Genomic DNA, 24,095 nt, shown 5'->3' with positions numbered 1-24,095 from the left:
CAAAAAAAGAACCAGTAAAAGCTAAAGTGAAAATATCTGAAAAAAAGGATACAACATGTCTGCCACATTTGTACGACGATTTAAAGCTTGAAAAAGAAAAGGTTCTTATTTATGTTGAAGAAGGTACTGATTCAGTATTAATTTCCAGAAATAAATTGAACAAAATAGAAAAACTTTTCCCTGTTTTTAAGACAGATTTCCCTTCAAATCCAGAAGAATCTTATGCAGGAACTTCATGGCAATATTATATCAATGAAAAAGGAGAAAAAGAAGATATAACATTTGGCAGTGAAGCAGGTGAAGACTCATTTTGTTTAATATATACTTATTATCTTAAACAAAAAAATGGAGAAAAAGAGTTCAAAACAGAAAGAGAAACATTAATTAAATTATATAGAGCAATAAACGGACTTTATGGGGAATTAAATTACGGTGGAACTTATTTTGGCCATCAACATAAAAGATTAAATGCCTCTGTGGAATATTCAATTTACCAATTAAAATTGAGAAAAGAATATTACGAAAAGAAATACAATTTTAAAAAACAAAAAGATTTGTATATCAAAGCGTTGATTCAATATGTTGCAGACGAAGAAAGTCAGGATCCATATAATCAAGATGATGCTAGAGATGGAAAGGGGGAAGGAAGCAAAAGAGGAAAACGACTTCAAGAGAAAATCGATATTTTAGAAAAATTGATTACAAATTATTTTTATCTAAATCAGGTACAAAATTTTGAAATAACATATTATAGATAATGTACTTATGGAAGATTGGTTTGAAAATCTATCGAAAGAAGAAATTGAAGAAAGAGAAGAAATTGAAATTGGACTTGTTCAGGCAGAAAATAATGAATTCATAGAACATGAAGAAGTGATGAAAGTGTTCTTAAAATATAAGCCTCGAAAAGAGAATAAACTGTAAATTCAGAACCTTAGAAACTAAAAGTATGGCTTTCGACGAAGATAATGTAAAGAGAATTAGAACGTTTCTCCAGCATAAAGAAGCAGATTTTTTTGAAAAGAAAATGTTTGGTGGTATTGTTTTCATGGTAGATGACAAATTATGCTGTGGAACTCGCTTAGACAAAAAAGTCGGAGAAAACCTTTTGCTATGCAGAATAGATGATGCAGATTATTTTAAAGCGATAGAAAGAGACGATGTATTACCAATGCCAAATGCCGAAAAGCCAATGAAAAATTATGTTTTTATTACCGAAATTGGCTGGACAAGAAATCAGGATATGGAATATTGGCTTCAACTTTGTTTAGATTTTAATCCTATTGCAAGAGCAAGTAAAAAAAAATAATGACAGTTTCGAGAATTTAGGAATAAATTCTTAAACCAAATAAAACATAACTAGATTTCTAACCTTAGAACCTTAGCATCTTAGTCCCTCAGTACCTTAGAAAAAAACATTTGCAAATCGAATTGCCATTTCATACCTTTGCACTGTTCTTAAAATTATTGTTCGTTATCACGAAAGGCGGAGGGATAGACCCGATGAAACCTTAGCAACCCTTTACCATAAAGAAGGTGCTAAATTCTACTTTTATACTGCATTTTTAGTATTCAAGATAGATAACACAAATACACACAAGTATTTCTCAAAACTTTTCCAGACAACATACAATATTTACTGAAACAGATTCTGTATCAGGAGCGAATCATTGGCGCATTTTTGCAGTCAATAGTTCCCGCTTTTCGTTGCAATCATTTTGTCCGCCGCGGCAGACAAAATAATTTCCACTTCAATCGGGGCTAATGAGCCAGCAATAGTGTGTTTTTGGAATTAATGTGAAAAAAATATCCGAAGCAAACCTAACAGGTTTTTAAAACCTGTTAGGTTTAAACTTCACAATCATAATAAAAAAAACTTAGCATCTTAGAACCTTAGTATCTTAGAAGTTAAAGAAAAAAAGACATGGCAATAACAATTCAAGAAGCAATAAAAAAAAATATCCTAATCCTAGATGGAGCAATGGGAACAATGTTGCAACGCTATAATTTCTCAGAAGAAGATTTCAGAGGAGAGCGTTTCAAAGATTTTCCACATCCGTTAAAAGGAAATAACGATTTACTATCCTTAACACAACCGCAAGCGATCCGCGATGTACATGCCGCTTATTATGAAGCTGGTGCTGACATTGTAGAAACCAATACCTTCTCAGGAACGACAATCGGTATGGCCGATTATCACATGGAAGATTTGGTTTACGAGTTAAACTACGAATCGGCTAAAATCGCAAGACAAGTAGCCGATGAGTTTACTGCTAAAAATCCAGAAAAACCGCGTTTCGTAGCGGGCTCAATCGGACCAACAAACCGTACAGCAAGTATGTCACCAGACGTAAACGATCCAGGTTACAGAGCCGTAACGTTTGACGATTTACGAATTGCGTACAAACAACAAGCAGAAGCTTTAATGGACGGTGGCTGTGATTTGCTTTTAGTAGAAACGATTTTCGATACATTAAATGCAAAAGCTGCGCTTTTTGCCATTGAAGAAGTAAAAGAAGAACGTAATCTTGATATTCCAATTATGGTTTCAGGAACAATTACCGATGCTTCGGGAAGAACACTTTCTGGACAAACAGTTGAAGCGTTTTTGATTTCAGTTTCACATATTCCGTTATTAAGCGTAGGATTCAATTGCGCACTTGGAGCCGATTTGCTGAAACCATATTTAAAAACATTGGCACATAATACAAGTTTTAATGTTTCGGCGCATCCAAATGCAGGATTGCCAAACGCTTTCGGACAATACGATGAAACGCCAGAACAGACTCAGGTATTCATTAAAGAATATTTAGAAGATAATTTAATCAATATTATTGGAGGTTGTTGCGGAACAACTCCAGATCATATTCGATTAATGGCTGAGGTTGCGAAGGATTATAAGCCAAGAGTTGCGCCGGTTTTTGAGTAGAATTGTTGTTTAATTAATTTAAGAATGTTGAAATGGAAGAGGAGCATTTTGATTTATTGGATGAGTTAATGATAAAATATTCATTTAAGAAATATGGGAAATATAAAGATTGGAGTTCTTACGGGAATTTATTTTATTATAGTTTTAAAAAAGGTCTCTTGTCAATAATATTACATCCAGAAGGTAAGCCGACTGATCACATTGAATTAATACAATCAATTGTTAAAGATCTAATTGAAATTCTTCCAAAAGATTATAAATACAAATTATCTATTGATGGTTGGTATAGTGATATACAAAATGGAGATTTAAATATTGATTTTAAAAAATCATAAAGTATAATTATGATTCCGACGAAGGAGGAATCTACATAATGTAAATAACTAACGAAGATTCCTCCTTCGTCGGAATGACAAAAATGAGGATTCAGAAAAAAGGTTGAATTTGTTTCGTTACTCATAATGACAATTGAAACCGAATCTGCGTGAGGGATAGAAGTGAAAAGCCCACAGCCTGACGAAGGAAGAGCGAGGACTTGTAACGGATAGCCCGGCCCGGAGGGACACGCCCAAATTATTAAAAAGATTACAGGTTTAAAAACCTAAAAGAAATAGAATAAAAAACTTAGAACCTTAGTATCTCAGCCCCGATAGCTATCGGGGTAGAAACTTAAAAAAAAATGACAGAAAAAAGAAGAGACCTCGTATTATCAGGATTAGAACCGTTGATTATTACGCCGGAAAGTGTTTTCGTGAATGTTGGTGAGCGTACAAACGTAACAGGTTCAAGAAAATTCCTAAGATTAATCAAGGAAGAGAAATATGACGAGGCGCTTGATATTGCAAGACAGCAAGTAGAAGGTGGAGCACAAATCATCGATATTAATATGGATGAAGGAATGCTTGACGGTGTTACTGCGATGACTAAATTTTTGAATTTAATTGCTGCAGAACCAGACATTTCGAGAGTGCCGATTATGATCGACAGTTCTAAATGGGAAATCATCGAAGCCGGTCTTAAAGTAGTTCAGGGAAAAAGCGTTGTCAACTCGATTTCGTTAAAAGAAGGCGAAGAAGCTTTTATTCACCACGCACGATTAATCAAACGTTACGGCGCGGCGGCAATTATCATGGCATTTGACGAAGTTGGTCAGGCCGATAATTACGATCGTCGTGTGGAGATTTGTCAGCGTTCGTATGATATTTTGGTGAACAAAGTAGGATTCCCTCCGCAGGATATTATTTTCGATTTGAATATTTTCCCAGTTGCAACGGGAATGGAAGAACATAGACTGAACGCTTTAGATTTCTTTAGAGGAACAAAATGGGTTCGTGAGAATCTTCCGCACGCACATATTAGTGGTGGAGTAAGTAACGTTTCGTTTTCTTTTAGAGGAAATGATACGGTTCGTGAAGCGATGCACTCGGTGTTTTTATACCACGCGATTAAAAACGGAATGACGATGGGAATCGTAAATCCAGAGATGCTTACGATTTACGATGATATTCCGAAAGATTTATTAGAACATGTTGAAGACGTAATTTTAGATAGACGCGACGATGCGACAGAACGACTTTTGGATTTTGCAGAAAATGTAAAAGGCGAAGCAAAGAGCGATGAAAAAGTAGTTCAGGAATGGCGTTTTGGAACGGTTCAGGAACGTATTACACATTCATTAGTAAAAGGAATTGATGCTTTTATCGAAGAAGATGTTGAAGAAGCTCGTTTAGCAGCAACAAAACCAATTGAAGTTATCGAGATCAATTTAATGACAGGAATGAATGTCGTTGGAGATTTATTCGGAAGCGGAAAAATGTTCCTGCCTCAGGTTGTAAAATCGGCTCGTGTAATGAAAAAAGCGGTCGCTTATTTATTGCCATTTATTGAAGCAAGCAAACAAGCCGGAGACAAACAAGGAAACGGAAAAATCCTGATGGCAACTGTAAAAGGCGACGTTCACGATATTGGTAAAAACATCGTTTCGGTGGTTTTGGCTTGTAACAATTACGAGATTGTAGATCTTGGTGTTATGGTGCCTCCGGAAAAAATTATTTCGGCTGCGATTGAACACAATGTTGACATCATCGGATTAAGCGGACTGATCACGCCTTCGCTTGACGAAATGGTGTATTTGGCCAAAGAATTAGATAAACAAGGAATTAAAATCCCGATTATGATTGGTGGGGCAACCACTTCGCGCGCGCATACGGCCGTGAAAATTGCGCCACAATATAGAGAAACTGTAATTCACGTAAACGATGCTTCCAGAGCCGTTACCGTTGCAGGAAATCTGTTAGATCATAATAGAAAAATATATGCTGCCGATATTCGCGCAGAATACGATTCTTTTAGAGAAACGTTCTTGAACCGTTCGAGAGACAAGAATTTCTTAACGATTGAAGATGCCCGTAAAAACAAATTACCATTGGATTGGTCGGAATATACACCGACTAAACCTAAAGTAATTGGCAAACAAATTGTCGAAGTTGAGTTGGATGTTTTGGTTCCATATATCGACTGGACACCGTTTTTTCAAACTTGGGAATTGTATGGAAAATATCCGGCAATTTTAACGGATGAGGTTGTGGGTGAACAAGCAACTTCTGTTTTTAAAGATGCTCAAGCGATGCTTAAAGTGATTTTAGAAGAGAAAAAACTAAAGGCAAAAGGTATTTACGGAATTTTCCCTGCGAATCAGATTGATGATGACGATATTGAATTGCGTGATGAAAATGGAAAAGTTTTAGAGAAATTTTTAACGCTTCGTCAGCAGTCACAAAAAACAAAAGGCGCACCAAACATAGCTTTAGCCGATTTTATTCTGCCAAAAGAAAGCGGAATTGAAGATTATATGGGAGCTTTCTGCGTAACGACTGGTTTTGGTGTTGACGAATGGGCTGCGGAATACGAAAAGAATCTAGACGATTACAATTCGATTATGGTAAAAGCACTTGCCGATCGTTTTGCTGAGGCTTTCGCCGAATATCTTCACGAAAGAGTACGTAAAGATTTCTGGGGTTATGATGTCGATGAATCTTTAACCAACGAAGAATTGATTAAAGAAAATTATAAAGGAATTCGCCCGGCTCCAGGTTATCCCGCTTGTCCAGATCACTTGGAAAAACCAACCATTTGGAAACTTTTAAATGTAGCCGAAGAAATTGGAGTTACCTTGACAGAAAGCATGGCGATGTGGCCAGCTTCATCAGTTTCAGGATATTATTTTGGAAACCCAAAAAGCCGCTATTTCGGACTCGGAAAAATAAAAGAAGATCAAGTTGTAGATTACGCCAAACGACGCAATGTTCCAACGGATTACGCCATGAAATGGTTAAACCCTAATATAGCAGATTAGAATAGTTGATGGTTGATGGTTTTTGGTTGTCGGACTTACTCGGAATCTAAAACTATCAACTTTTAACTAACAACCAACAACTAATAAAGAATGGAATACAGTAAATTGGAAGTTTGGATGGAAGCGCGGAAGTTGGTGAATTTGTTATATGATTCTTCTAAGTTGTTTCCGAAAGAAGAATTATTTGGATTGACAAATCAAATGAGGAGAGCTGCTGTTTCAATACCGTCAAATATTGCTGAAGGTTGTGGACGACAGACATCAAAAGAAACAATACACTTTCTTCATATTTCACGAGGATCATTGTATGAATTAGAAACGCAGTATTATTTGGCATTGGATCAAAAATATATTGATGAGAATACATTTAATATTGTGTTAGCACAGATTCAAACTTGTAAAAAGTTATTAAACGGTTTTATTAACTACTATAAAAAATTAATATAGTTGAAGTTGTAATTGTGAAGTTTGCAAGAACCATCAACAATCAACCAAAAACTATCAACTAAAAAAAATGAAAGTAACAGAACATATAGAAAACGCCAAAGGAAAAACATTATTCTCATTTGAAATTATTCCGCCTCAAAAGGGGAAAAGCATTCAGGAATTGTACGATAATATTGATCCGTTAATGGAGTTTAATCCGCCGTTTATTGATGTAACCACTTCTCGTGAAGAGTACATTTATATTGATAAAGGTAACGGACTTTTAGACAAAAAACTGACTCGTATGCGTCCGGGAACGCTGGGAATTTGCGCTTCTATAAAACATAAATACAATGTAGATACAGTTCCGCATTTACTTTGCGGAGGGTTTACACAAGAAGAAACCGAATACATGCTGGTTGATTGTCAGTATTTAGGAATCAACAATGTAATGGCGCTTCGCGGCGATGCCATGAAAGATGAACAATCTTTTGTGCCGAAAGTAGGAGGAAATCATTACGCAGTTGATTTGGTTCGTCAAATCAAAGATTTAAATTGCGGAAAATATCTGCATGAAGTAATGGATGCTGATAATAAAGCTGATTTCTGTATTGGTGTTGCGGGTTATCCTGAAAAACATTTGGAATCTCCTTCATTACAATCAGATTTAAAAAGATTAAAAGAAAAAGTAGATGCAGGAGCTGATTATGTGGTAACACAAATGTTTTTTGACAACTCGAAGTATTTTGCTTTCGTAGAAAAAGCAAGAGAAATGGGAATCACAATTCCGATTATTCCTGGAATTAAGCCAATTGCCGTTCAAAGACATCTACAAGTTTTACCGCAGATTTTCAGAATCGATTTACCTGAAGATTTAATCGATGCCGTTGATAAATGCAAAAACAATGCTGAAATCAAACAAGTCGGAGTCGAATGGGCAATTCAGCAGTCATTAGAATTAAAAGCAGCAGGAGTTCCATTTTTACACTATTATTCAATGGGTAAATCTGAGAATATTCGCCAGATTGCAAGTCAGGTTTTTTAAAGATACACAATCAACTTTGTCAAAGTTTTAAACTTTGACAAAGTTATTCAAGTATAGTTTGTCATTCTGAGGAACGAAGAATCTTCGTTGCTAAATCTACAAAGATTGATAAACGTTACGGAGTTACTTGCGAAGATTCTTCGTTCCTCAGAATGACAAAAATGACGTAAAATTTGAATTCAACCGCTAGCAAATTCTCAAAGGATTTTTGTTTAATTTAGATACTTAAATTTTCGAGTCATGAAACAAGAAGAACTACAAGCCATAGCCTCTCAATTAAAACATCCATCAGGAGAAAAAGGAATCGAAATGGGCAATATGATGAATGAAACGAACATCAATATGACCAAACATTCAGTTCAGAATCTAAATATTTCAAACGAAAACAAAATCCTAGAACTTGGCCACGGAAACGGAGGACACGTAGAATTTTTGTTTGAACAAGCCAAAAATCTAAAATACTACGGACTGGAAATGTCGGAATTGATGTTTCAGGAAGCACGCCAGATTAACCGAAATTTTGTTTCCCAAAAACAAGCTTTCTTTTCGCTTTATGACGGAAATACAATTCCGTTTGAAGATGAGTTATTCGATAAAATATTTACTGTAAATACCATTTATTTTTGGCAGAAGCCTGAAGAATTACTTTCAGAAATCTACAGGGTTTTAAAACCAAATGGAAATTTCTGCCTAACATTTGCCGAAGAAGATTTTATGAAGAAACTTCCGTTTACGCAATTCGAATTTGAATTGTATAGTACAGAAAAAGCGCAGGAATTAATCAAAAAATCGGATTTTAAAATTGTGTATACAGAAACACAAACCGAAAAAGTAAAAAGCAAAACAGGAGAATTGGTTGATAGAGCTTTTACAACGATTGTTCTGGAAAAATAAAAGTTTTTTGCCACAGATTATAAGGATTACACAGATTAAAAAATCCTTTTAAATCTTTTAATCTGTGGCAAAAAATAATTCTCGGAGTTTTTGAGTACTTTCATCACTTTATTATTTAATCTTTCTGAATTATAATCCTTTTAAAATTATGGAAGTTAAGAAAATCAATTTTTTGCAGAATTACAGCAGTATACTTTTGCTTCTAGGTGGAATTATAATCGGAAGTGTTTTTGGATTGGTTTTCGGAGAAAAAGTTTTAGTGATAAAACCACTTGGTGATATTTTCCTGAATTTACTTTTTACAGCCATTATTCCACTTATCTTTTTTACAATTGGTTCTTCTATTGCAAATCTAGAACGGACAGAAAAACTAGGAAAGTTGTTTGTCATAATGATTTTGGTTTTTCTTACTACGATTTTGATTTCGGCAATTGTCATGATTTGTGCTGTTTATCTTTTTCCAATTCATGAACATATTGCAATTGCGAAAGTTCCGTTTGAAGAAGTAACGTCAGGATCGGCAGGAGACCAAATTGCAAAATTGCTTACTGCAAATGACTTCTTCGAATTGTTATCTCGAAAAAGTATGCTGGCGTTGATTATTTTTTCTTTTTTAATTGGTTTCGCAACCTTACAATCGGGAGAAAAAGGAAAGGCTTTCAAGAGTTTTCTAGATTCTGGAAACGAGGTTATGAAACAGCTTTTAAACATTATAATGAAATCGGCACCAATTGGTTTAGGTGCTTATTTTGCTTATCAGGTTGGTGTTTTCGGACCACAATTACTAGGCGTTTATGCAAAACCAATGGCAGTATATTATGCTGCTTGTATTTTTTATTTTTTTGTGTTCTTTAGTTTGTATGCACTTGTTGCTGGCGGGAAAAGAGCTTTTAAGGTTTTTTGGAGCAATAATATAACGCCATCTTTAACTGCAGTTGGAACTTGCAGCAGTATTGCAACTATTCCAGCAAATTTGGATGCAGCAGAAAAAATGGGAATTCCAGCGCATGTTCGGAATTTGGTAATTCCGCTTGGCGCACCTTTGCATAAAGATGGATCGAGTATGTCATCCATTTTAAAAATCACTTTTTTGTTTGCCATGTTTGGGAAAGATTTTTCAGATCCTATGACCATTCTTTTAGCCTTAGGAATTACAGTTATAGTTTCTATTGTCGAAGGTGGAATTCCGAATGGAGGTTATATTGGCGAAATTTTAGCCATTACTGTTTATGGTTTTCCGATGGAACAAGCTTTGCCAGTTGCCATGATTTTAGGAACTCTCGTTGATCCAATTGCTACTTTGTTAAATGCAAACGGCGATGTAATTTGTTCTATGATGGTTTCGAGATTTTCTGAAAAAACCAAATGGTAGCTTTGTCAGCATAAAATTTTCTATTTACTTTAAAAACAATTAGTTTAATCTGTTTTCATCTGAATAAATCAGAGTGAAACTAAGCAACGATGAATAAAATGAATTCAATATTACAACACGATCTAAACGATTTTCAAAATATTTTAGATAAAACCAAAGAAACAGGAATTGATTTTCTTAATAGTCTGGAAGAGATTCCAACCTCAAATAAATATTTGATAGATCCTCAAAAAGAATTAAATGAACTTGGATTGGGTTCGTTGAAAGCTTTAGAAGAGTTCAATCAAAGATTAGCGCCTTTAATGGTGGCTTCGCCAGGACCAAGATATTGGGGATTTGTAACGGGTGGTTCAACTCCTGCATCAATTGTTGGAGATTGGCTGGCTGCGGTTTACGATCAGAATCCGCAAGCTTTAAGTGCGCAAGGAGGCGTTTCTGCATTAATAGAAACAGAAACTATTAATCTTCTTTTAGAACTTTTAAATTTGCCAAATGACTTTTCTGGCGGATTTGTGACAGGCGCAACGATGTCTAATTTTACGAATTTGGGCGTGGCAAGACAATGGTTTGGAGCGCAATTCGGAAAAGATTTTGCTAAACACGGAATTTCAGAAAAAATGAATATTCTAACTGCAACGCCACATTCTTCTTCTATAAAATCCCTCTCAATGCTTGGAGTTGGAAGCCAGAATTATACTTTAATAAAAACTGCTGAAGGTAATAGAGAAGCGATTGATATTGCTGATTTAGAAAAAAACATTCAGCATTTACATGGAAAACCTTTCATTTTAATTTCGAGTGCAGGAACTGTAAACACAGCCGATTTTGATGATTTTGAAGCTATTTCTAAACTTAGAAAAAAGTATAAATTTTGGTGGCATATTGACGCCGCATTTGGCGGATTTGCTGCAGTTTCAGAAAAATACAAACATCTTGTTGCGGGTTGGGAAGGAGCAGACAGCATCACAATTGATTGTCATAAATGGCTGAATGTCCCTTACGAAAGTGCTTTCTATCTAATTAAAAAAGAACATATTAATTTACAAATAGAAACATTTCAAAATTCGAACGCGCCTTATCTAGGAAATCCGTTAGAGAATTTTAATTATTTGAATGTCCTTCCTGAAAATTCACGTAGACTTCGTGCATTGCCTGCTTGGTTTTCGCTTAAAGCGTATGGAAAACATGGTTACAGAGATATAGTAGAAAATAGTATTTCGCTTGCTTTGCATTTTGCCAATGCTTTAATCGAAAAAGAACATTTTGAATTACTGGCTCCAATTCGTCTAAACAATGTTTGTTTTACCTTAAAGGGAATTGAAAATCAAGAAAAAGTATCTCAATTTTTAGTCAAGTTAAATGACGGAGGAAAAGTGTTTATGACACCAACATTGTATCAAAACCGAAAAGGAATTAGAGCTTCTTTTGTAAATTGGAGAACTTCAGAAAATGATATTAAAATTGTAATTCAAGAAATGATTGAAGTTTTTGAACAATTATAATAATCTAAAACAGAAGAGCCTGTTTGAAGGAACAGGCTCTTAACTAACACAAAAAAAAACAAAAAACAAGGTATTTAAAGAACGAATTTTAAATGCGGTATGTAAATGCAATTGTTGCAATACGATTGTCGAGATCATATTTTTTGTCTATTCCCGTTTGCGCAACGACAGATTTAATGTAGAAATTATTGGTGTTGAAAACATCAGTAAAATTTAATTTGATGTTTCCTTTTTTAGCTAAAACTTGTTTCGAAATTCCGATGCTGAAATCAAAGAAACCGTCTCTTTGGTAAACTCCAAGATTGGATTTAGATTGATATTGAGCATTTCCTTCTGCTTTCCAAGTTTCGGTAATTGTAAATGAATTTTGAACGCTTAGGTTCAAAGTCATAATCGGATCTATGGTGTTGCTGTTTAAAACATTTCCCATAAATTTATTTTCAAAAACGTTGAATAAGGTATTCACAGACCACCATTTATAAAATTCAGCGGTATTCGTAATATTGATGCCGTAATTGTATGATTTGTCAACATTTATCTGTGTGGTAACTGTTGTATTCGTGTCTGGATTGTAATTGTAAACTTCCGTGAAAACATCTTTAGTGCTATTAAAATAGACAGAAGCCATAAAATTGCTTTTCCATGCATAACCAATTTCCATTGCATGTGTAATCTCGGGAATCAATTTTGGATTTCCTTGCGAATAATTGAATGAATCATCATAAAAACGAAACGGATTCAAATCGAACTGGCTCGGTCTATTGATTCTTTTGCTGTAAGAAGCATGTGCCGAATGGTTATTTGTGAACTCATATTTTAAAGAAAGACTCGGAAACCATTTTAAATAATCATCTTTATGTTCTTCATTCAAAGTTTTCTGATCAATATTGATGGCGGTATATTCTGTTCTTAAACCAGCCTGAATATTCAATTTTTCTAGCTGATATTTATAGTTTACGTAAGCAGCATAAATCTGTTCGTTGTATTCAAAATGATTGGTCGAATTAAAATCGATTAACCATTGATTGTTTTCGTAATATTCATAAACAGAAGGATTATCATTGTTTTTGATACTCGCTTTTAAACCATATTCTAGAGATTGTTTTTCCTTAAACGGATTTACAAAATCTACTTTACCAGTAAATACTTTTAACTGAGACGGAATATAACCGCGACGGTCATTTACAACAGTTGCATTTGCAGTATTATCGGCACTTTGAAATTGATTCGATCTAAATTTAGAAGTTTCATATTCAAAGTCAAAAGCCATATTTTTTCCTTCGTCATTAAACTTATGCAATCCAGAAAAAGCATACGTATAATCGTTCCACTTTTCTTTACTGTCGTTATAAGTCACAGCATCAAAAATGGGCTGATTTGCTGTGTTTACAACCGTATTTGTTCCGTTTGCTATATTTTCGTATCGACCGATTTTGGCATCAACATAAAATTCTAAATTTGTTTTTGGTGACACTTCATATTGCGTTCCAATTTTAAAATTATTAGAAGTTAAAGGTTCGTCAGTAATAGAAGTTTGATGATTTTTAGATAAAATTTCCTGACGTGTCTGATCGGTATATTGAACTTGATTGAATTCTTTTTTCTCTTCTTCACCACGAAACGTGTAGCTGTAGTTTCCAAAAAGTCCCCATTTGTCTTTGTTGTAATTTAAATTGAAACCAGAATTTGTTCTGTTTTTCCTGCCTCTTCCATAACTTGTAAAAGCAGTTCCTTTTAAGCCAGAAGCGTTTGGTTTTTTTAAAATAATATTAATAATTCCAGCTTTACCAGCTGCATCATATTTAGAAGAGGGATTTGTAATTACTTCAATTTGTTTGATGTTTGATGAAGTTGTAGCTTTAAGATAATTTGCTAATTCTTTTTGAGAAAGCTGCGTCAGTTTTCCGTTTATCATCACGGCAACACCTTGCTGTCCGCGAATGGACAAATCGCCATCTTGAGAAACGACAACGCCTGGTGCACGCGATAAAACATCAAGTGCAGTTCCACCTTCAGAAACAATGCTGTTTTCGACATTAAAAACAAGACGATCTGATTTTTGAGTATAAAGTACTTTCTTTTTACTAATCACAATTTCATCCAAAGCTGTCATAGTTTCTACAATACTATCAGTTTCTTTTTCTGTTTGAGAAAATCCATAAACCGAAAAAGCAAGCATTATGGAGGTTATAATATTTTTCATGTTGTTTAATTTAGCTGATCCTAAATCGATATTCAGAATCTAAATCTTTGTATTTTTTTAATTAGAATTTATTGCAATACAATCTGTTCTAATTTTTCGAAAAACCTTTTTTGAAGATTTATTACTTGATTTAAAACAACAGAAATAGTTTTTTTGAGGGTTTGGAGTGTAAATAACATACCGTGGCATTTATAATTTGATTTGCCAAAGATAACACTATTTATAACAAGTCTAAATAAAAATAGTAATTATTTTTTATCAAAAACCCCTAATTTGTTGATTTGTAGCTAAAAGAAATAAAAAAAGCGGTTTGTTTTTATTTAAAACAAACCGCTTTTTAATTGAAAACTGTTACTGAAAACGAAAAACTTACTTTGTAATTTCTCTAAAAACAGCTTCCAGATTTTTATTTTTCTGATTCAGTTGTAATGTTTTTAAGCCATTTTCGTTGGCAAAATCAAAAATAGCAGGGCGCATATCTTTGTCGGTAACAAAAGTTAGTTCCCAAGTCATGTCATGCGTATTTTTGTACGAAGAAATATTTTCTAGTTTAGCCAAAAGCTGTTCTTCAACTTTATAATCAAACTCAACTTCAATAACTTGCTCTTTATTTGCGGTAACCAAATGATCTAATTTATTGTCGGCAACAATCTGTCCTTTGTCAATAATTATGACACGATCGCAAATGGCTTCAACTTCCTGCATGATGTGTGTGGATAAAAAAACGGTTTTATCTTTTCCGGCATTTTTAATCACATTACGAATTTCCATTAACTGATTCGGATCCAGACCTGTAGTTGGTTCATCCAAAATTAAAACATCTGGATTGTGCAATAAAGCATTTGCCAATCCAACACGTTGGCGATAACCTTTAGAAAGCTGACCAATCTTTTTATGGCTTTCTGGTGTCAGTCCTGTCAGTTCAATTACCTCTTCAATTCTAGATTTTGGCACGCTGTAAACATCTGCATTAAATGCCAAATATTCACGAACATACAAATCCAAATACAACGGATTATGTTCTGGCAAATAACCAATCGAACGCTGAACTGCTTTTGTATCCGTCATGACATCGTGACTGTTTACAAGGGCTGAGCCTTCATCTGCCAATAAATAGGTAGTCAAAATTTTCATTAAAGTAGATTTTCCAGCTCCATTTGGACCTAAAAAACCAACAATTTCTCCTTTCTGAATTGAGAAAGAAATCGAGTTTAATGCTTTTTGCGTTCCGTAACTTTTTGATATGTTGTTTACTTCTATCGACATGGACTTTTTATTTGCTACAAAAGTAACGAGAAATAGTTTCGATTGCTACAATTTGTCTTTTAAAGTATTTATAAAAAAAATCGAAACGTCCAGAGTACACGGCATTGTTGTTGTTAAAGGAATGCTAAAATTAAAATAAACCCAAATCATGAAAAAAATTTTAGTGATGGCTGCCCTAGCTATCTGCAGTTTTGCAAATGCACAAAAAGGAACAATCTTAGTTGGTGGAAACATCGGTTACACTTCTGAGAAGTCAGAATTCAGATTTAGTGAAGACAAAGTAAGTACTTTTACTTTTTCTCCTAAAGTAGGTTACCAATTCCACGAAAACTGGACAGTTGGAGGAGAATTTTCATTAAGCACATCTGATATTGATAATGCAGATGTAAACCGTAAAGATAATAGATTTAGAACTGGAGCTTTTGTTCGTTACACAAAACCATTAAGCCAAACTTTTTCTGTTTTTGCGGATATGGGAGCTGGTTTCCAAACTGAAAAAAATAAAATTTATGCTAATAATGGAAACAGTTATGTAAGATACAAAGGAAACGGAGCTTACGTAGATGTAACTCCAGCTCTTTTCATCAATATGAAAAAAGGTTTTGGTCTTAATTTCAGTATTGGTGGTTTAGGATATGAAACATTAAGTTTTGATGACAATGGAGAAGATTACAGTAATTTCTACTTTAACTTTGGTAAAACATTCAATATCGGAATTTCTAAAAACTTTTAAGCTTAGTTTTATAAATTCAATTTCAGAAAGCATTCGTCACGGCGAATGCTTTTTTTATAACTATTTCTTTTTCTTTTTTTAATTTTTAGCCTTTATTTTCAGGCTGTTATTAACTAATAGTTAAAAAAATCACTACTATTTCAGATTGGTATTTTTATTGTTGTTTGTATGTGAAATCTTAATAAATATTACATATGAAAAAAATGCTACTTATTCTTGCATTGGCTATGGTTAGCTATGCAAATGCACAAAAAGGAACAGTATTAGTAGGAGGAAACATTGGTTTTACTTCAGAAAATATTGATCAGCAAACCGATGAAAGAAAAACAAATTCATTTTCTTTCTCTCCAAAAGTGGGTTATCAATTTCACGAAAACTGGACAGTTGGAGCTGAGTTTGCAATAGCTACTTCAAAAAGTAAAAGTAATGCTTTGGATACAGAATCTAAGTATAAAGATTTGAGAGTAGGCGCATTTGTTCGTTATACAATGCCATTAAATGAGACTTTTTCTGTTTTTGCCGATTTGGGAGCTGGTTTTCAAAACCGAACAAGCAAGGATTTTATGAGCGATATGCTTATGTCGGATAGCAAAGCGGATGGATTTTACACCAATCTAACTCCAGCTCTTTTTATCAACATGAAAAAAGGTTTTGGCTTAAATTTTAGCATCGGTGGTATCGAATATCAAACTTTGAAATTTGATAATAACGATACAAAATATAATAGTTTTGTATTCAATTTTGGAAAAACCATTAATATTGGAGTTTCTAAAAACTTCTAGTTTAATTTTTAAAACAAAATTTAAAGCACTCCAATTTTGGGGTGCTTTTTTGTTTTGTGAGAATCAGATTATTTTTTCATGAACTTAAAGGATTGTAAATCAGTTTGTTTTGTGTTTTGTTTTAGAATAATTAAAAATAATGGCATTGTTGTTGTTAAATATGTATGAATTTAAATACAAATCAATTATGAAAAAAATGTTACTTATTCTTGCATTGGCTCTATGTAGTTATGCAAATGCTCAAAAAGGATCTATTTTAGTTATGGGAAGCGTTTCATTCGATTCTCAGAAAAGTTCAGATTCAAGATTGAATTTAGAAAGCAAACAAACCGGTTTTGCTATTCAACCAAAAATTGGATATCAATTTCACGAAAACTGGACAGCGGGTGTTGAAGGTAATTTTAGAAGTATTAATCAGAACTTTTTGGAAGAAAGCAAATACAAAGACAGAGTTTATGGATTTGGAGGATTTTTGCGTTACACACGACCTCTAAGTTCTATCTTTTCGGCATATGCAGATTTTGGTGTTGGTTATCAAAATAGAAAAGAAACCAATACAATCTCAACAGGTCAATTTTATAATGATAGTGATGGAATTTATGCTAGTATAACGCCAGCAATTTTTATTAATATTTCAAAAGGTTTTGGTCTGAATTTTAATATTGGTGGAATAAATTATACCGCTTTAAATAATGAAACTGCTTCTGGAAGTAGCTATAAATCGAAAGCATTTGGGTTTAATTTAGGTCAGTCATTTGCTATTGGTATTTCTAAAAACTTTTAATTTTTAGATTTTTAATATATATAAAGCACTTCAATTTGAAGTGCTTTTTTTTTGGCTAAAGTGCTTATGAAAACTAAATGTTCTGGTTTAGCCCCGATAGGAGCGGCATCCTTTTGTGTCTCGTTTTTTTCTAACGAGACACAAAAGATATAGCGGATAGCGGGACAAAACGTCTATGAAATTGAAAATCTTCTGCTCCTAAAAAAACAATGCCAACTTGAAATCGTGAACATTTGATTGTTACAATGTTTTTGGATGATGTCATTTTCAGAGATTAAAATGATTTTTTATACTTGATGTTTTAATTTTTTTGCCACGAATTTCACAAATTTTCACGAATTAATTTTTATGCTATCATTTGTGTTAATTAGCGAAATTCGTGACAAACAAAAAAATCTAATCTTTTAAATCAAATTAATCTATGGCATATTTTATCCTAAAATAAAGCGTATTTTTGAAATCTTAATTATCAATTTAGATCAAAAATCTAAAATCTTTAATCAACAATCTAAAATCAAATGAACTGGGAACAACTTTTATCATTAAAACGTCAAGGAGATACAAGCAAGAGATTACGTGTAGAACAAGATGATACTCGTTTAGGATTTGAAGTAGATTACGACAGAATTATCTTTTCTTCTGCTTTTAGAAGTTTACAAGACAAAACACAGGTTATTCCGCTTTCTAAAACAGATTTCGTTCATACGCGTTTAACACACAGTTTAGAAGTTTCGGTTGTTGGGCGTTCGTTAGGGCGTTTGGTTGGAAAAAAAATCATTGAGAAATATCCCTATTTAAAAGAAATTCACGGTTATCACATGAATGATTTTGGTGCTATTGTGGCGGCAGCTTCATTGGCGCATGATATCGGAAATCCGCCTTTTGGGCATTCTGGTGAAAAAGCAATTGGAGAATATTTTTCTATCGGAAAAGGACAGCAATTTAGAAGTCAATTAACCGATAAACAATGGCAAGATTTAATTGATTTTGAAGGAAATGCAAATGGGTTTTCTGTGCTAACGGGAAGCCGTCCAGGAATCGAAGGCGGACTTCGTATTTCGTATGCTACTTTGGGGGCTTTTATGAAATATCCAAAAGAAAGCCTTCCGAAAAAGCCGACTAATAATATTGCAGATAAAAAATATGGTTTCTTTCAGTCTGATAAATTATTTTTTGAAGAAGTAGCCAAAGATATGGGAATGATTGCCAATAAATCTGGTGATGATATTGGTTTTGAAAGACATCCTTTAGCTTATCTTGTAGAAGCTGCAGATGATATTTGCTACACAATTATCGATTTTGAAGACGGAATAAATTTAGGTTTAGTTTCAGAAGATTATGCTTTAGAATATCTAATTAAACTGGTAAAAGATAATATTGGTGTCGCAAAATATAAGACATTAGAAACAAAAGAAGATAGAATTAGTTATTTACGCGCACTTGCAATTGGTTCTTTAATCAATGATGCAGTTGATGTTTTTATTGAAAATGAAGAAGCTATTCTTGCTGGAAATTTTCCATATGCTTTAACCGATAAAAGTAAATACAAAGCGCAGATGAATGATATCATCAAATTAAGCGTTGAGAAAATCTACCAAAGCCGAGAAGTGATCGAAAAAGAAATTGTTGGTTATCAGATTATTCAAACACTTTTAGATAAATTTATTACAGCATTCAATAATAAATACGAAGGAACTGCTTCTAATTATGATAAATTGATTTTGAAAATGCTGCCAGAAAAACATCATTTAGACAAAGGAAATTTATACGAACGATTATTACATATCTGCCATTATGTTTCGCTCTTAACAGATGGAAATGCACTTGAATTATACGAAACAATTCAAGGACAGAAAAAACGTTAAACTCATTGAAGTATTAAAAAAAGCTTCTTTTAGAATAATCTGAAAGAAGCTTTTTTTATTTCTTATTTAAAGGCGTAAACTAATCCAACTCCGAGAACTTGTCTTAACTGCATTCTCGGCCCGTCATTTACCTGAGTTTTGGTTCCAGTAGTCGGATCAACGACATCTTTTTTAGTCTTGATATCGTCATCATAAATTAAGTGAACTCCGATATTAGCTTTTACATAAGCATTTACTACAAGATCTAATCGAGTGTCGTAATCAATGTCGACATTTCCGAACTTATTCAAATAGTCAGTATATAAACTCAATCTGTTTTCGTAAAAAACGTTTTTGTAGATTTCATTTTTCATGTAAGCTGTAAAAAGTATACCAAACTCGGCTTTTACCTTCTGACCTTCTTCAATCAATATTTGCTGTGTAGGATCTAGCGGATCTGGCGCATAAATCGCCTTCTTAACCCCGAAAGAACCCTGATTTGCAAGATATTGATCTAATACTAAAGTTGTTTTTAATGTAATAGGAGAGAAATAGAAAACTCTGTTTTTAGCTTTGTTAGCATTCTCAGCTCCAGCTCCCAGAAATATATAAGCTGGTGCAAAAGGTTTAGAGATTGCAACATCTCTGTTTGGGTAATTATAACCGTTTGTAAACTGCGTATTGAAATTTAATTTTGAAGAATAATACCAGTTTGATGCTGTATCTTTTCTAAACCCGTAAGTCGAGTTAAACTGGAGAGCGTCGTCTGTTTTTCTCAATTCAGTTCCGTCTTGTTTGTTTAAACCATATTTTACAATAAGCTCGTTAACCCATTTATGATTTTTCTTAGCATACGTTCTTCCAAATTCACCTTTAAATAAACCAGAAATAGAACTTGTTCCCCCGGCACTCCAATTCACAAATGCGATTTCAGAAATATCAAAACCTAATTGATTCTTTTTTGACCAGTTGGAAGGCGGTTTAGGCGCTTGATTTGGACTTAAAGTGGTTTGTATAATTTGGGCGAAAATAGTAGATGTACTTAGCAGTAAAAATAGCAAAAGGGTTGAACGTAATAATTTCATTTGGTAATTGTTTTGGTGTCGCAAAATACTTATTTTGAATCGTTAGAAAAAAGTTTTACTAGACTTTTAACGTCAATATTACATAATTGTTGTAGCTGTTCTACTGTTCCATGTTCAATAAATTCGTCTGGAACACCTAAAATTTCAATATTGTTTTTGAAATTATTTGATGCCGCAAACTCTAAAACAGCACTTCCAAAACCACCTTTTTTAACACCATCTTCAATTGTTATTATGCTTTCGAAGTTAGAAAAAATGTAGTTTAATGTATTGATGTCTAATGGTTTAATAAAGCTAAAGTTATAATGTGCAATTTCATTAGAATTGGTTGATTCTTTCAGAGCTGCTATAACATTATTTCCAATCGTTCCGGCCGACAGAACAGCAATTTTCATACCATCTTTTAAACATTTTGCAGAACCGATTTCAATTTTTTCGTAATGTCTGAAATTTTCTACTTCCCAATTTGATATAACACCACGCCCTCTTGGGTAACGAATCGCAATCGGATGCTCTAATCCTAATTGGGCGGTGTACAGAATATTTTGAAGTTCGATTTCGTTAAGCGGTGCATAAATCATCATATTTGGAATCGAGCGCAGATAAGCGATGTCAAAAACACCGTGATGCGTTGCGCCATCTTCGCCAACCAATCCAGCTCGATCTAAACAGAAAATGACTGGCAAATTTTGCAATGCCACGTCATGGATAACCTGATCGTAAGCACGTTGTAAAAAAGTCGAATAAATATTGCAATACACAATCATGCCTTGAGTCGCCATTCCTGCGGCTAGCGTTACGGCATGCTGTTCGGCAATTCCCACATCAAAAGCGCGATCGGGCAGTTCGTCCATCATAAATTTTAAAGAACTTCCAGAAGGCATTGCAGGCGTAATTCCTATTATTTTTTCATTTTTTTTGGCCAAATCTAAAATCGTTAAACCAAAAACATCCTGATATTTAGGCGGAAGATTTTCTTCAGATTTTAAATGAATTTCTCCAGTTGAAGCATCAAATTTTCCAGGCGCATGATATTTCACCTGATTTTCTTCAGCTTGCTGCAGACCTTTTCCTTTTGTAGTTACAATGTGAAGAAATTTTGGCCCTTTTATCTTTTTTAAACGATTTAATTCTTTGATTAATTTAGGAAGATCATGACCGTCAATAGGTCCAGAATAATCAAAATTCAAAGACTTAATCATGTTGTTCTGTCTCGGATTTTTTCCGTTTTTAACTGAAGTAAGGTATTTTTTTAAAGCACCTACACTCGGATCAATTCCGATTGCATTGTCATTCAAAATAACTAAAATATTGGCATCGGTAACTCCGGCGTGATTTAATCCTTCAAAAGCCATTCCGCTCGCAATAGAAGCATCGCCAATTACGGCAATATGTTCTTTTTCGAAATCGCCTTTTAATTTAGAGGCAATCGCCATTCCTAAAGCGGCAGAAATAGAAGTAGAAGAATGCCCAACGCCAAAAGTATCGTATATACTTTCGCTTCTTTTAGGAAACCCAGAAATACCGTTTATTTGACGGTTTGTATCGAAGTTTTCTCTTCTTTCGGTCAGGATTTTATGACCGTAAGCTTGGTGGCCAACATCCCAAACCAATAAATCTTCAGGCGTATTAAAAACATAATGTAAAGCAATGGTAAGTTCTACAACACCTAAACTCGCGCCCAAATGCCCTTCTTTTACCGAAACAACATCAATAATAAATTGACGCAATTCTTGAGCAACTTGAGTAAGCTGTTCTTCGCTTAAAAGACGTAAATCGGCTGGATTGTATATGTTTGAAAGTAAATCGCTTTTCATTATTAAGGTAAAAAGCAAATTTACGGTTTTAAATTTAAATTTTATTATTGAAGGCTATTGTAATACAATTGGTAAAGAATATAGTCTTCGGGCTTTTTTACCATTAATTTCTCCTGGTTGCCATTTCGGACATAAACTAAAAACCCTAGTAATTTCTTTCTCAGTAATATCATCAATAGCAGGTTCAGATCGGAGGTAAGTTACAGATCCATTTCTTTCTACTACAAAAGAGAGTTGGATTTTTAGATTTGCACTTTCTGAGCTTTCGGTTTTTTTAAATTCTTTTTCGATAAAGTTGTAGAATTGCTCAATTCCACCAGGAAATTCTGCATTTGTTTCCACAGCAATACCACCATTATAAACAACATCTTCATTCTGAGCATCATTTTTCTTCTCTGATTTTGTTGAAGATAGTTTAGAACAATTTTTGTTTTTTGTTTTTTGATCTTCTAAAATTACTTCACCACTGATTCTTTTTGTATGTTTTTCAGAATTTGCAGCGTTATCATGCTCTTTGGACGGCGGAGGCGGTGGAGGCGGAATATCAGACGTAGAATCATTTTTGCTAATTCTAGCTTTTCCTAAAGGACTATCAAATTTAGATGAATCATCGGTAATTTCAACTTTTTGAATCTTTTGTTTAGTTCCATCTTTGCTTTGGCAGCTAAACAGCGTTGTTCCCATTGCGACAAATAAAGCCAGCAAAAACATTTTTCTGTAATGCGTTTGGGAATATATAACATGGTTAGGAATCTGAATTGTAACAGAATCCAATTGCGACTTTCTAAATCTGCCGCAGATTTTTTTGTTTTGATTTTGAATGAAAAAATGCTGAATTTCCTCTGGCATCATAGAAGTAAAATCTACCACAGTCTTCGAACAGCTTAAACAAAAACGACCATTTTCATTTGGCGTCATTTTGTTCCAGTCTTCGTGGCAAGGTTCGGGAATACTGATTTTATGTTTTCTTTCCATATTCAAATTTCAAAATTTAAATGTACTAAAAATAAAGTGTAAAGTTCTATTTTTGTACTTATGATAAATCCTTTTACAGACGAATATTTTATGAAAAAAGCTTTGCAGGAAGCTGAAATTGCTTTTGAAAGAGGCGAAATTCCTGTTGGCGCTGTAATTGTAGTTGCAGATAAAGTAATTGCAAGCAGTCATAATTTAACCGAATTATTAAATGATGTTACGGCACATGCTGAAATGCAATCTATAACTGCCGCCGCAAACTTCCTTGGCGGAAAATATTTGAAAGATTGCACACTTTATGTCACGCTCGAACCTTGTCAAATGTGCGCAGGCGCTTTGTATTGGAGCCAGATTTCTAAAATCGTTTTTGGGGCACGAGATGAACAAAGAGGATTTTTAAATATGGGAACAAAATTGCATCCTAAAACTACTGTTGTTTCTGGTGTTATGGCAAACGAAGCAGCAGATTTAATGAAGCGTTTTTTTCTGGAAAGAAGAAAATAATTTTAAAATAGATAAAACATATAAAAACATACAAATACCATAAATCCATTAAAGCAAATGATATTGTAAAATACGTTTTCTGTGAAAACCTTTTTTGAAAGAAGTATTTTTAAACTTATACCAATTGAAAAAAGCAATACACAAAAAAAATAAAATTGAATTCCATTAATACTTAAACTACTGGAAAGAATATTCGTGTAATCTTCATTTTTTGATTTGACTTTTGTTACAGATTTAAAAAGTAGAGAATATTCAAATTCAATATTATTATCTTCAATGAAGTGTTTTACAGTTGAAAAGGCAAATCCTTTCTCTGTATAATAATGATATGAAACGGTTTGTGGTTTAGTTCCGTTTTTTCCGCCAGAAGTTCTTACAGCATAATATGTTATTACATCTTTTGTTTTTGAAGTAGGCAAGACATAATAATCCAAGAAATTGAGTGTTATAAAAAAAGCAACTATGCTCAATAGATAAACAACAATCGACCTGTTTTTTATAATAAATTCATTTTCAGTTGAATCTTTTTGACGTCTATTTGACATTTGGAATTAAAATTAAAAAATGCGAAATATAGTA

22 protein-coding genes and 1 riboswitch are annotated in these 24,095 nt (G+C 33.6%); of the genes, 16 read left to right on the top strand and 6 right to left on the bottom strand.

Annotated elements, in window-relative coordinates:
• Positions 1–26 precede the first annotated feature (26 nt).
• From P0R33_RS10265 to P0R33_RS10215, 11 genes are all read left to right on the top strand, one after another.
• Positions 27–758, top strand: coding sequence for a hypothetical protein (locus P0R33_RS10265; protein WP_276175347.1), 732 nt, complete (start codon positions 27–29; stop codon positions 756–758).
• Positions 759–765: 7 nt separating this feature from the next.
• Positions 766–924 (top strand): hypothetical protein, encoded by a 159-nt coding sequence (locus tag P0R33_RS10260; protein ID WP_276175345.1) that lies wholly within the window; start codon positions 766–768, stop codon positions 922–924.
• Between the two features lie 25 nt (positions 925–949).
• A complete protein-coding gene (locus tag P0R33_RS10255; RefSeq protein WP_276175344.1) occupies positions 950–1,309 on the top strand; it encodes a TfoX/Sxy family protein in 360 nt (119 codons plus the stop codon).
• Between the two features lie 162 nt (positions 1,310–1,471).
• Positions 1,472–1,588: riboswitch (SAM riboswitch) on the top strand.
• 336 nt (positions 1,589–1,924) lie between these two features.
• Positions 1,925–2,929 (top strand): homocysteine S-methyltransferase family protein, encoded by a 1,005-nt coding sequence (locus P0R33_RS10250; RefSeq protein WP_276175343.1) that lies wholly within the window; start codon positions 1,925–1,927, stop codon positions 2,927–2,929.
• A gap of 32 nt (positions 2,930–2,961) precedes the next feature.
• Positions 2,962–3,264 (top strand): hypothetical protein, encoded by a 303-nt coding sequence (locus tag P0R33_RS10245; protein ID WP_276175342.1) that lies wholly within the window; start codon positions 2,962–2,964, stop codon positions 3,262–3,264.
• A gap of 344 nt (positions 3,265–3,608) precedes the next feature.
• A complete protein-coding gene (gene metH, locus P0R33_RS10240; protein ID WP_276175341.1) occupies positions 3,609–6,284 on the top strand; it encodes a methionine synthase in 2,676 nt (891 codons plus the stop codon).
• 90 nt (positions 6,285–6,374) lie between these two features.
• The gene (locus P0R33_RS10235) at positions 6,375–6,731 is read left to right on the top strand and encodes a four helix bundle protein (RefSeq protein ID WP_276175340.1); all 357 of its coding nucleotides are present in this window, start codon (positions 6,375–6,377) and stop codon (positions 6,729–6,731) included.
• A gap of 67 nt (positions 6,732–6,798) precedes the next feature.
• Positions 6,799–7,755, top strand: coding sequence for a methylenetetrahydrofolate reductase [NAD(P)H] (gene metF / locus P0R33_RS10230; protein ID WP_276175339.1), 957 nt, complete (start codon positions 6,799–6,801; stop codon positions 7,753–7,755).
• Between the two features lie 240 nt (positions 7,756–7,995).
• Positions 7,996–8,649, top strand: coding sequence for a class I SAM-dependent methyltransferase (locus P0R33_RS10225; RefSeq protein ID WP_276175338.1), 654 nt, complete (start codon positions 7,996–7,998; stop codon positions 8,647–8,649).
• Positions 8,650–8,797: 148 nt separating this feature from the next.
• A complete protein-coding gene (locus P0R33_RS10220; RefSeq protein ID WP_276175337.1) occupies positions 8,798–10,021 on the top strand; it encodes a dicarboxylate/amino acid:cation symporter in 1,224 nt (407 codons plus the stop codon).
• A 98-nt stretch (positions 10,022–10,119) separates the two neighbouring features.
• A complete protein-coding gene (locus tag P0R33_RS10215; protein WP_276175336.1) occupies positions 10,120–11,523 on the top strand; it encodes a pyridoxal-dependent decarboxylase in 1,404 nt (467 codons plus the stop codon).
• Between the two features lie 88 nt (positions 11,524–11,611).
• Here the strand turns inward: P0R33_RS10215 and P0R33_RS10210 are convergent, their stop codons facing one another.
• Positions 11,612–13,726: a TonB-dependent receptor gene (locus tag P0R33_RS10210; RefSeq protein ID WP_276175335.1), complete on the bottom strand. Its 2,115-nt coding sequence runs from the start codon at positions 13,724–13,726 to the stop codon at positions 11,612–11,614.
• Positions 13,727–14,095: 369 nt separating this feature from the next.
• On the bottom strand, positions 14,096–14,992 hold the full coding sequence (gldA, locus tag P0R33_RS10205; RefSeq protein WP_276175333.1) for a gliding motility-associated ABC transporter ATP-binding subunit GldA: 897 nt from the start codon (positions 14,990–14,992) through the stop codon (positions 14,096–14,098).
• A 148-nt stretch (positions 14,993–15,140) separates the two neighbouring features.
• On the opposite strand from gldA, the gene P0R33_RS10200 reads away from it, so the two are divergent.
• The 4 genes from P0R33_RS10200 to P0R33_RS10185 all read left to right on the top strand — a co-directional run bounded on the left by P0R33_RS10200 (position 15,141) and on the right by P0R33_RS10185 (position 19,156).
• Positions 15,141–15,725 (top strand): outer membrane beta-barrel protein, encoded by a 585-nt coding sequence (locus P0R33_RS10200; protein WP_276175332.1) that lies wholly within the window; start codon positions 15,141–15,143, stop codon positions 15,723–15,725.
• A gap of 194 nt (positions 15,726–15,919) precedes the next feature.
• Positions 15,920–16,507: a porin family protein gene (locus tag P0R33_RS10195; protein ID WP_276175331.1), complete on the top strand. Its 588-nt coding sequence runs from the start codon at positions 15,920–15,922 to the stop codon at positions 16,505–16,507.
• A gap of 187 nt (positions 16,508–16,694) precedes the next feature.
• Entirely contained in the window at positions 16,695–17,291 is a 597-nt protein-coding gene (locus P0R33_RS10190) for an outer membrane beta-barrel protein (RefSeq protein ID WP_276175330.1), read from the top strand.
• Positions 17,292–17,809: 518 nt separating this feature from the next.
• Entirely contained in the window at positions 17,810–19,156 is a 1,347-nt protein-coding gene (locus P0R33_RS10185; RefSeq protein WP_276175329.1) for a deoxyguanosinetriphosphate triphosphohydrolase, read from the top strand.
• 62 nt (positions 19,157–19,218) lie between these two features.
• Here P0R33_RS10185 and P0R33_RS10180 read toward each other — a convergent pair whose 3' ends face one another.
• From P0R33_RS10180 to P0R33_RS10170, 3 genes are read right to left on the bottom strand one after another with little or no spacing between them, the layout of a single operon-like run.
• On the bottom strand, positions 19,219–20,220 hold the full coding sequence (locus P0R33_RS10180; RefSeq protein WP_229354598.1) for a DUF3078 domain-containing protein: 1,002 nt from the start codon (positions 20,218–20,220) through the stop codon (positions 19,219–19,221).
• Between the two features lie 29 nt (positions 20,221–20,249).
• Positions 20,250–22,037 (bottom strand): 1-deoxy-D-xylulose-5-phosphate synthase, encoded by a 1,788-nt coding sequence (locus tag P0R33_RS10175; RefSeq protein WP_276175328.1) that lies wholly within the window; start codon positions 22,035–22,037, stop codon positions 20,250–20,252.
• 54 nt (positions 22,038–22,091) lie between these two features.
• Positions 22,092–23,012 carry a hypothetical protein gene (locus tag P0R33_RS10170; RefSeq protein WP_276175327.1) on the bottom strand — a complete coding sequence of 307 codons (921 nt, stop codon included), beginning with the start codon at positions 23,010–23,012 and terminating at the stop codon, positions 22,092–22,094.
• A 60-nt stretch (positions 23,013–23,072) separates the two neighbouring features.
• Here P0R33_RS10170 and P0R33_RS10165 point away from each other — a divergent pair, with 60 nt between their 5' ends.
• Positions 23,073–23,516, top strand: coding sequence for a nucleoside deaminase (locus tag P0R33_RS10165; RefSeq protein ID WP_276175326.1), 444 nt, complete (start codon positions 23,073–23,075; stop codon positions 23,514–23,516).
• A 2-nt stretch (positions 23,517–23,518) separates the two neighbouring features.
• On the opposite strand, the gene P0R33_RS10160 is transcribed toward P0R33_RS10165, so the two are convergent.
• Positions 23,519–24,061, bottom strand: coding sequence for a hypothetical protein (locus P0R33_RS10160; RefSeq protein ID WP_276175325.1), 543 nt, complete (start codon positions 24,059–24,061; stop codon positions 23,519–23,521).
• Between the last annotated feature and the right edge of the window lie 34 nt (positions 24,062–24,095).

The organism is Flavobacterium sp. YJ01, assembly GCF_029320955.1.
Taxonomy (GTDB): domain Bacteria; phylum Bacteroidota; class Bacteroidia; order Flavobacteriales; family Flavobacteriaceae; genus Flavobacterium.
Note: the sequence above shows the minus strand (reverse complement) of the source record. Positions and strands in the feature narration are given on the sequence as shown.

Excerpts from the sequence above, each read along its gene's own strand:
- P0R33_RS10250 (WP_276175343.1), top strand. The coding sequence starts at position 1,925 with ATGGCAATAACAATTCAAGAAGCAATAAAAAAAAATATCCTAATCCTA.
- P0R33_RS10185 (WP_276175329.1), top strand. The coding sequence starts at position 17,810 with ATGAACTGGGAACAACTTTTATCATTAAAACGTCAAGGAGATACAAGC.
- metF (WP_276175339.1), top strand. The coding sequence starts at position 6,799 with ATGAAAGTAACAGAACATATAGAAAACGCCAAAGGAAAAACATTATTC.
- P0R33_RS10200 (WP_276175332.1), top strand. The coding sequence starts at position 15,141 with ATGAAAAAAATTTTAGTGATGGCTGCCCTAGCTATCTGCAGTTTTGCA.
- P0R33_RS10165 (WP_276175326.1), top strand. The coding sequence starts at position 23,073 with ATGATAAATCCTTTTACAGACGAATATTTTATGAAAAAAGCTTTGCAG.
- P0R33_RS10245 (WP_276175342.1), top strand. The coding sequence starts at position 2,962 with ATGGAAGAGGAGCATTTTGATTTATTGGATGAGTTAATGATAAAATAT.
- P0R33_RS10175 (WP_276175328.1), bottom strand. The coding sequence starts at position 22,037 with ATGAAAAGCGATTTACTTTCAAACATATACAATCCAGCCGATTTACGT.
- P0R33_RS10215 (WP_276175336.1), top strand. The coding sequence starts at position 10,120 with ATGAATTCAATATTACAACACGATCTAAACGATTTTCAAAATATTTTA.
- P0R33_RS10210 (WP_276175335.1), bottom strand. The coding sequence starts at position 13,726 with ATGAAAAATATTATAACCTCCATAATGCTTGCTTTTTCGGTTTATGGA.
- P0R33_RS10170 (WP_276175327.1), bottom strand. The coding sequence starts at position 23,012 with ATGGAAAGAAAACATAAAATCAGTATTCCCGAACCTTGCCACGAAGAC.
- P0R33_RS10260 (WP_276175345.1), top strand. The coding sequence starts at position 766 with ATGGAAGATTGGTTTGAAAATCTATCGAAAGAAGAAATTGAAGAAAGA.
- P0R33_RS10235 (WP_276175340.1), top strand. The coding sequence starts at position 6,375 with ATGGAATACAGTAAATTGGAAGTTTGGATGGAAGCGCGGAAGTTGGTG.
- P0R33_RS10180 (WP_229354598.1), bottom strand. The coding sequence starts at position 20,220 with ATGAAATTATTACGTTCAACCCTTTTGCTATTTTTACTGCTAAGTACA.
- P0R33_RS10160 (WP_276175325.1), bottom strand. The coding sequence starts at position 24,061 with ATGTCAAATAGACGTCAAAAAGATTCAACTGAAAATGAATTTATTATA.
- P0R33_RS10255 (WP_276175344.1), top strand. The coding sequence starts at position 950 with ATGGCTTTCGACGAAGATAATGTAAAGAGAATTAGAACGTTTCTCCAG.
- P0R33_RS10225 (WP_276175338.1), top strand. The coding sequence starts at position 7,996 with ATGAAACAAGAAGAACTACAAGCCATAGCCTCTCAATTAAAACATCCA.
- P0R33_RS10190 (WP_276175330.1), top strand. The coding sequence starts at position 16,695 with ATGAAAAAAATGTTACTTATTCTTGCATTGGCTCTATGTAGTTATGCA.
- P0R33_RS10220 (WP_276175337.1), top strand. The coding sequence starts at position 8,798 with ATGGAAGTTAAGAAAATCAATTTTTTGCAGAATTACAGCAGTATACTT.
- P0R33_RS10195 (WP_276175331.1), top strand. The coding sequence starts at position 15,920 with ATGAAAAAAATGCTACTTATTCTTGCATTGGCTATGGTTAGCTATGCA.
- metH (WP_276175341.1), top strand. The coding sequence starts at position 3,609 with ATGACAGAAAAAAGAAGAGACCTCGTATTATCAGGATTAGAACCGTTG.
- gldA (WP_276175333.1), bottom strand. The coding sequence starts at position 14,992 with ATGTCGATAGAAGTAAACAACATATCAAAAAGTTACGGAACGCAAAAA.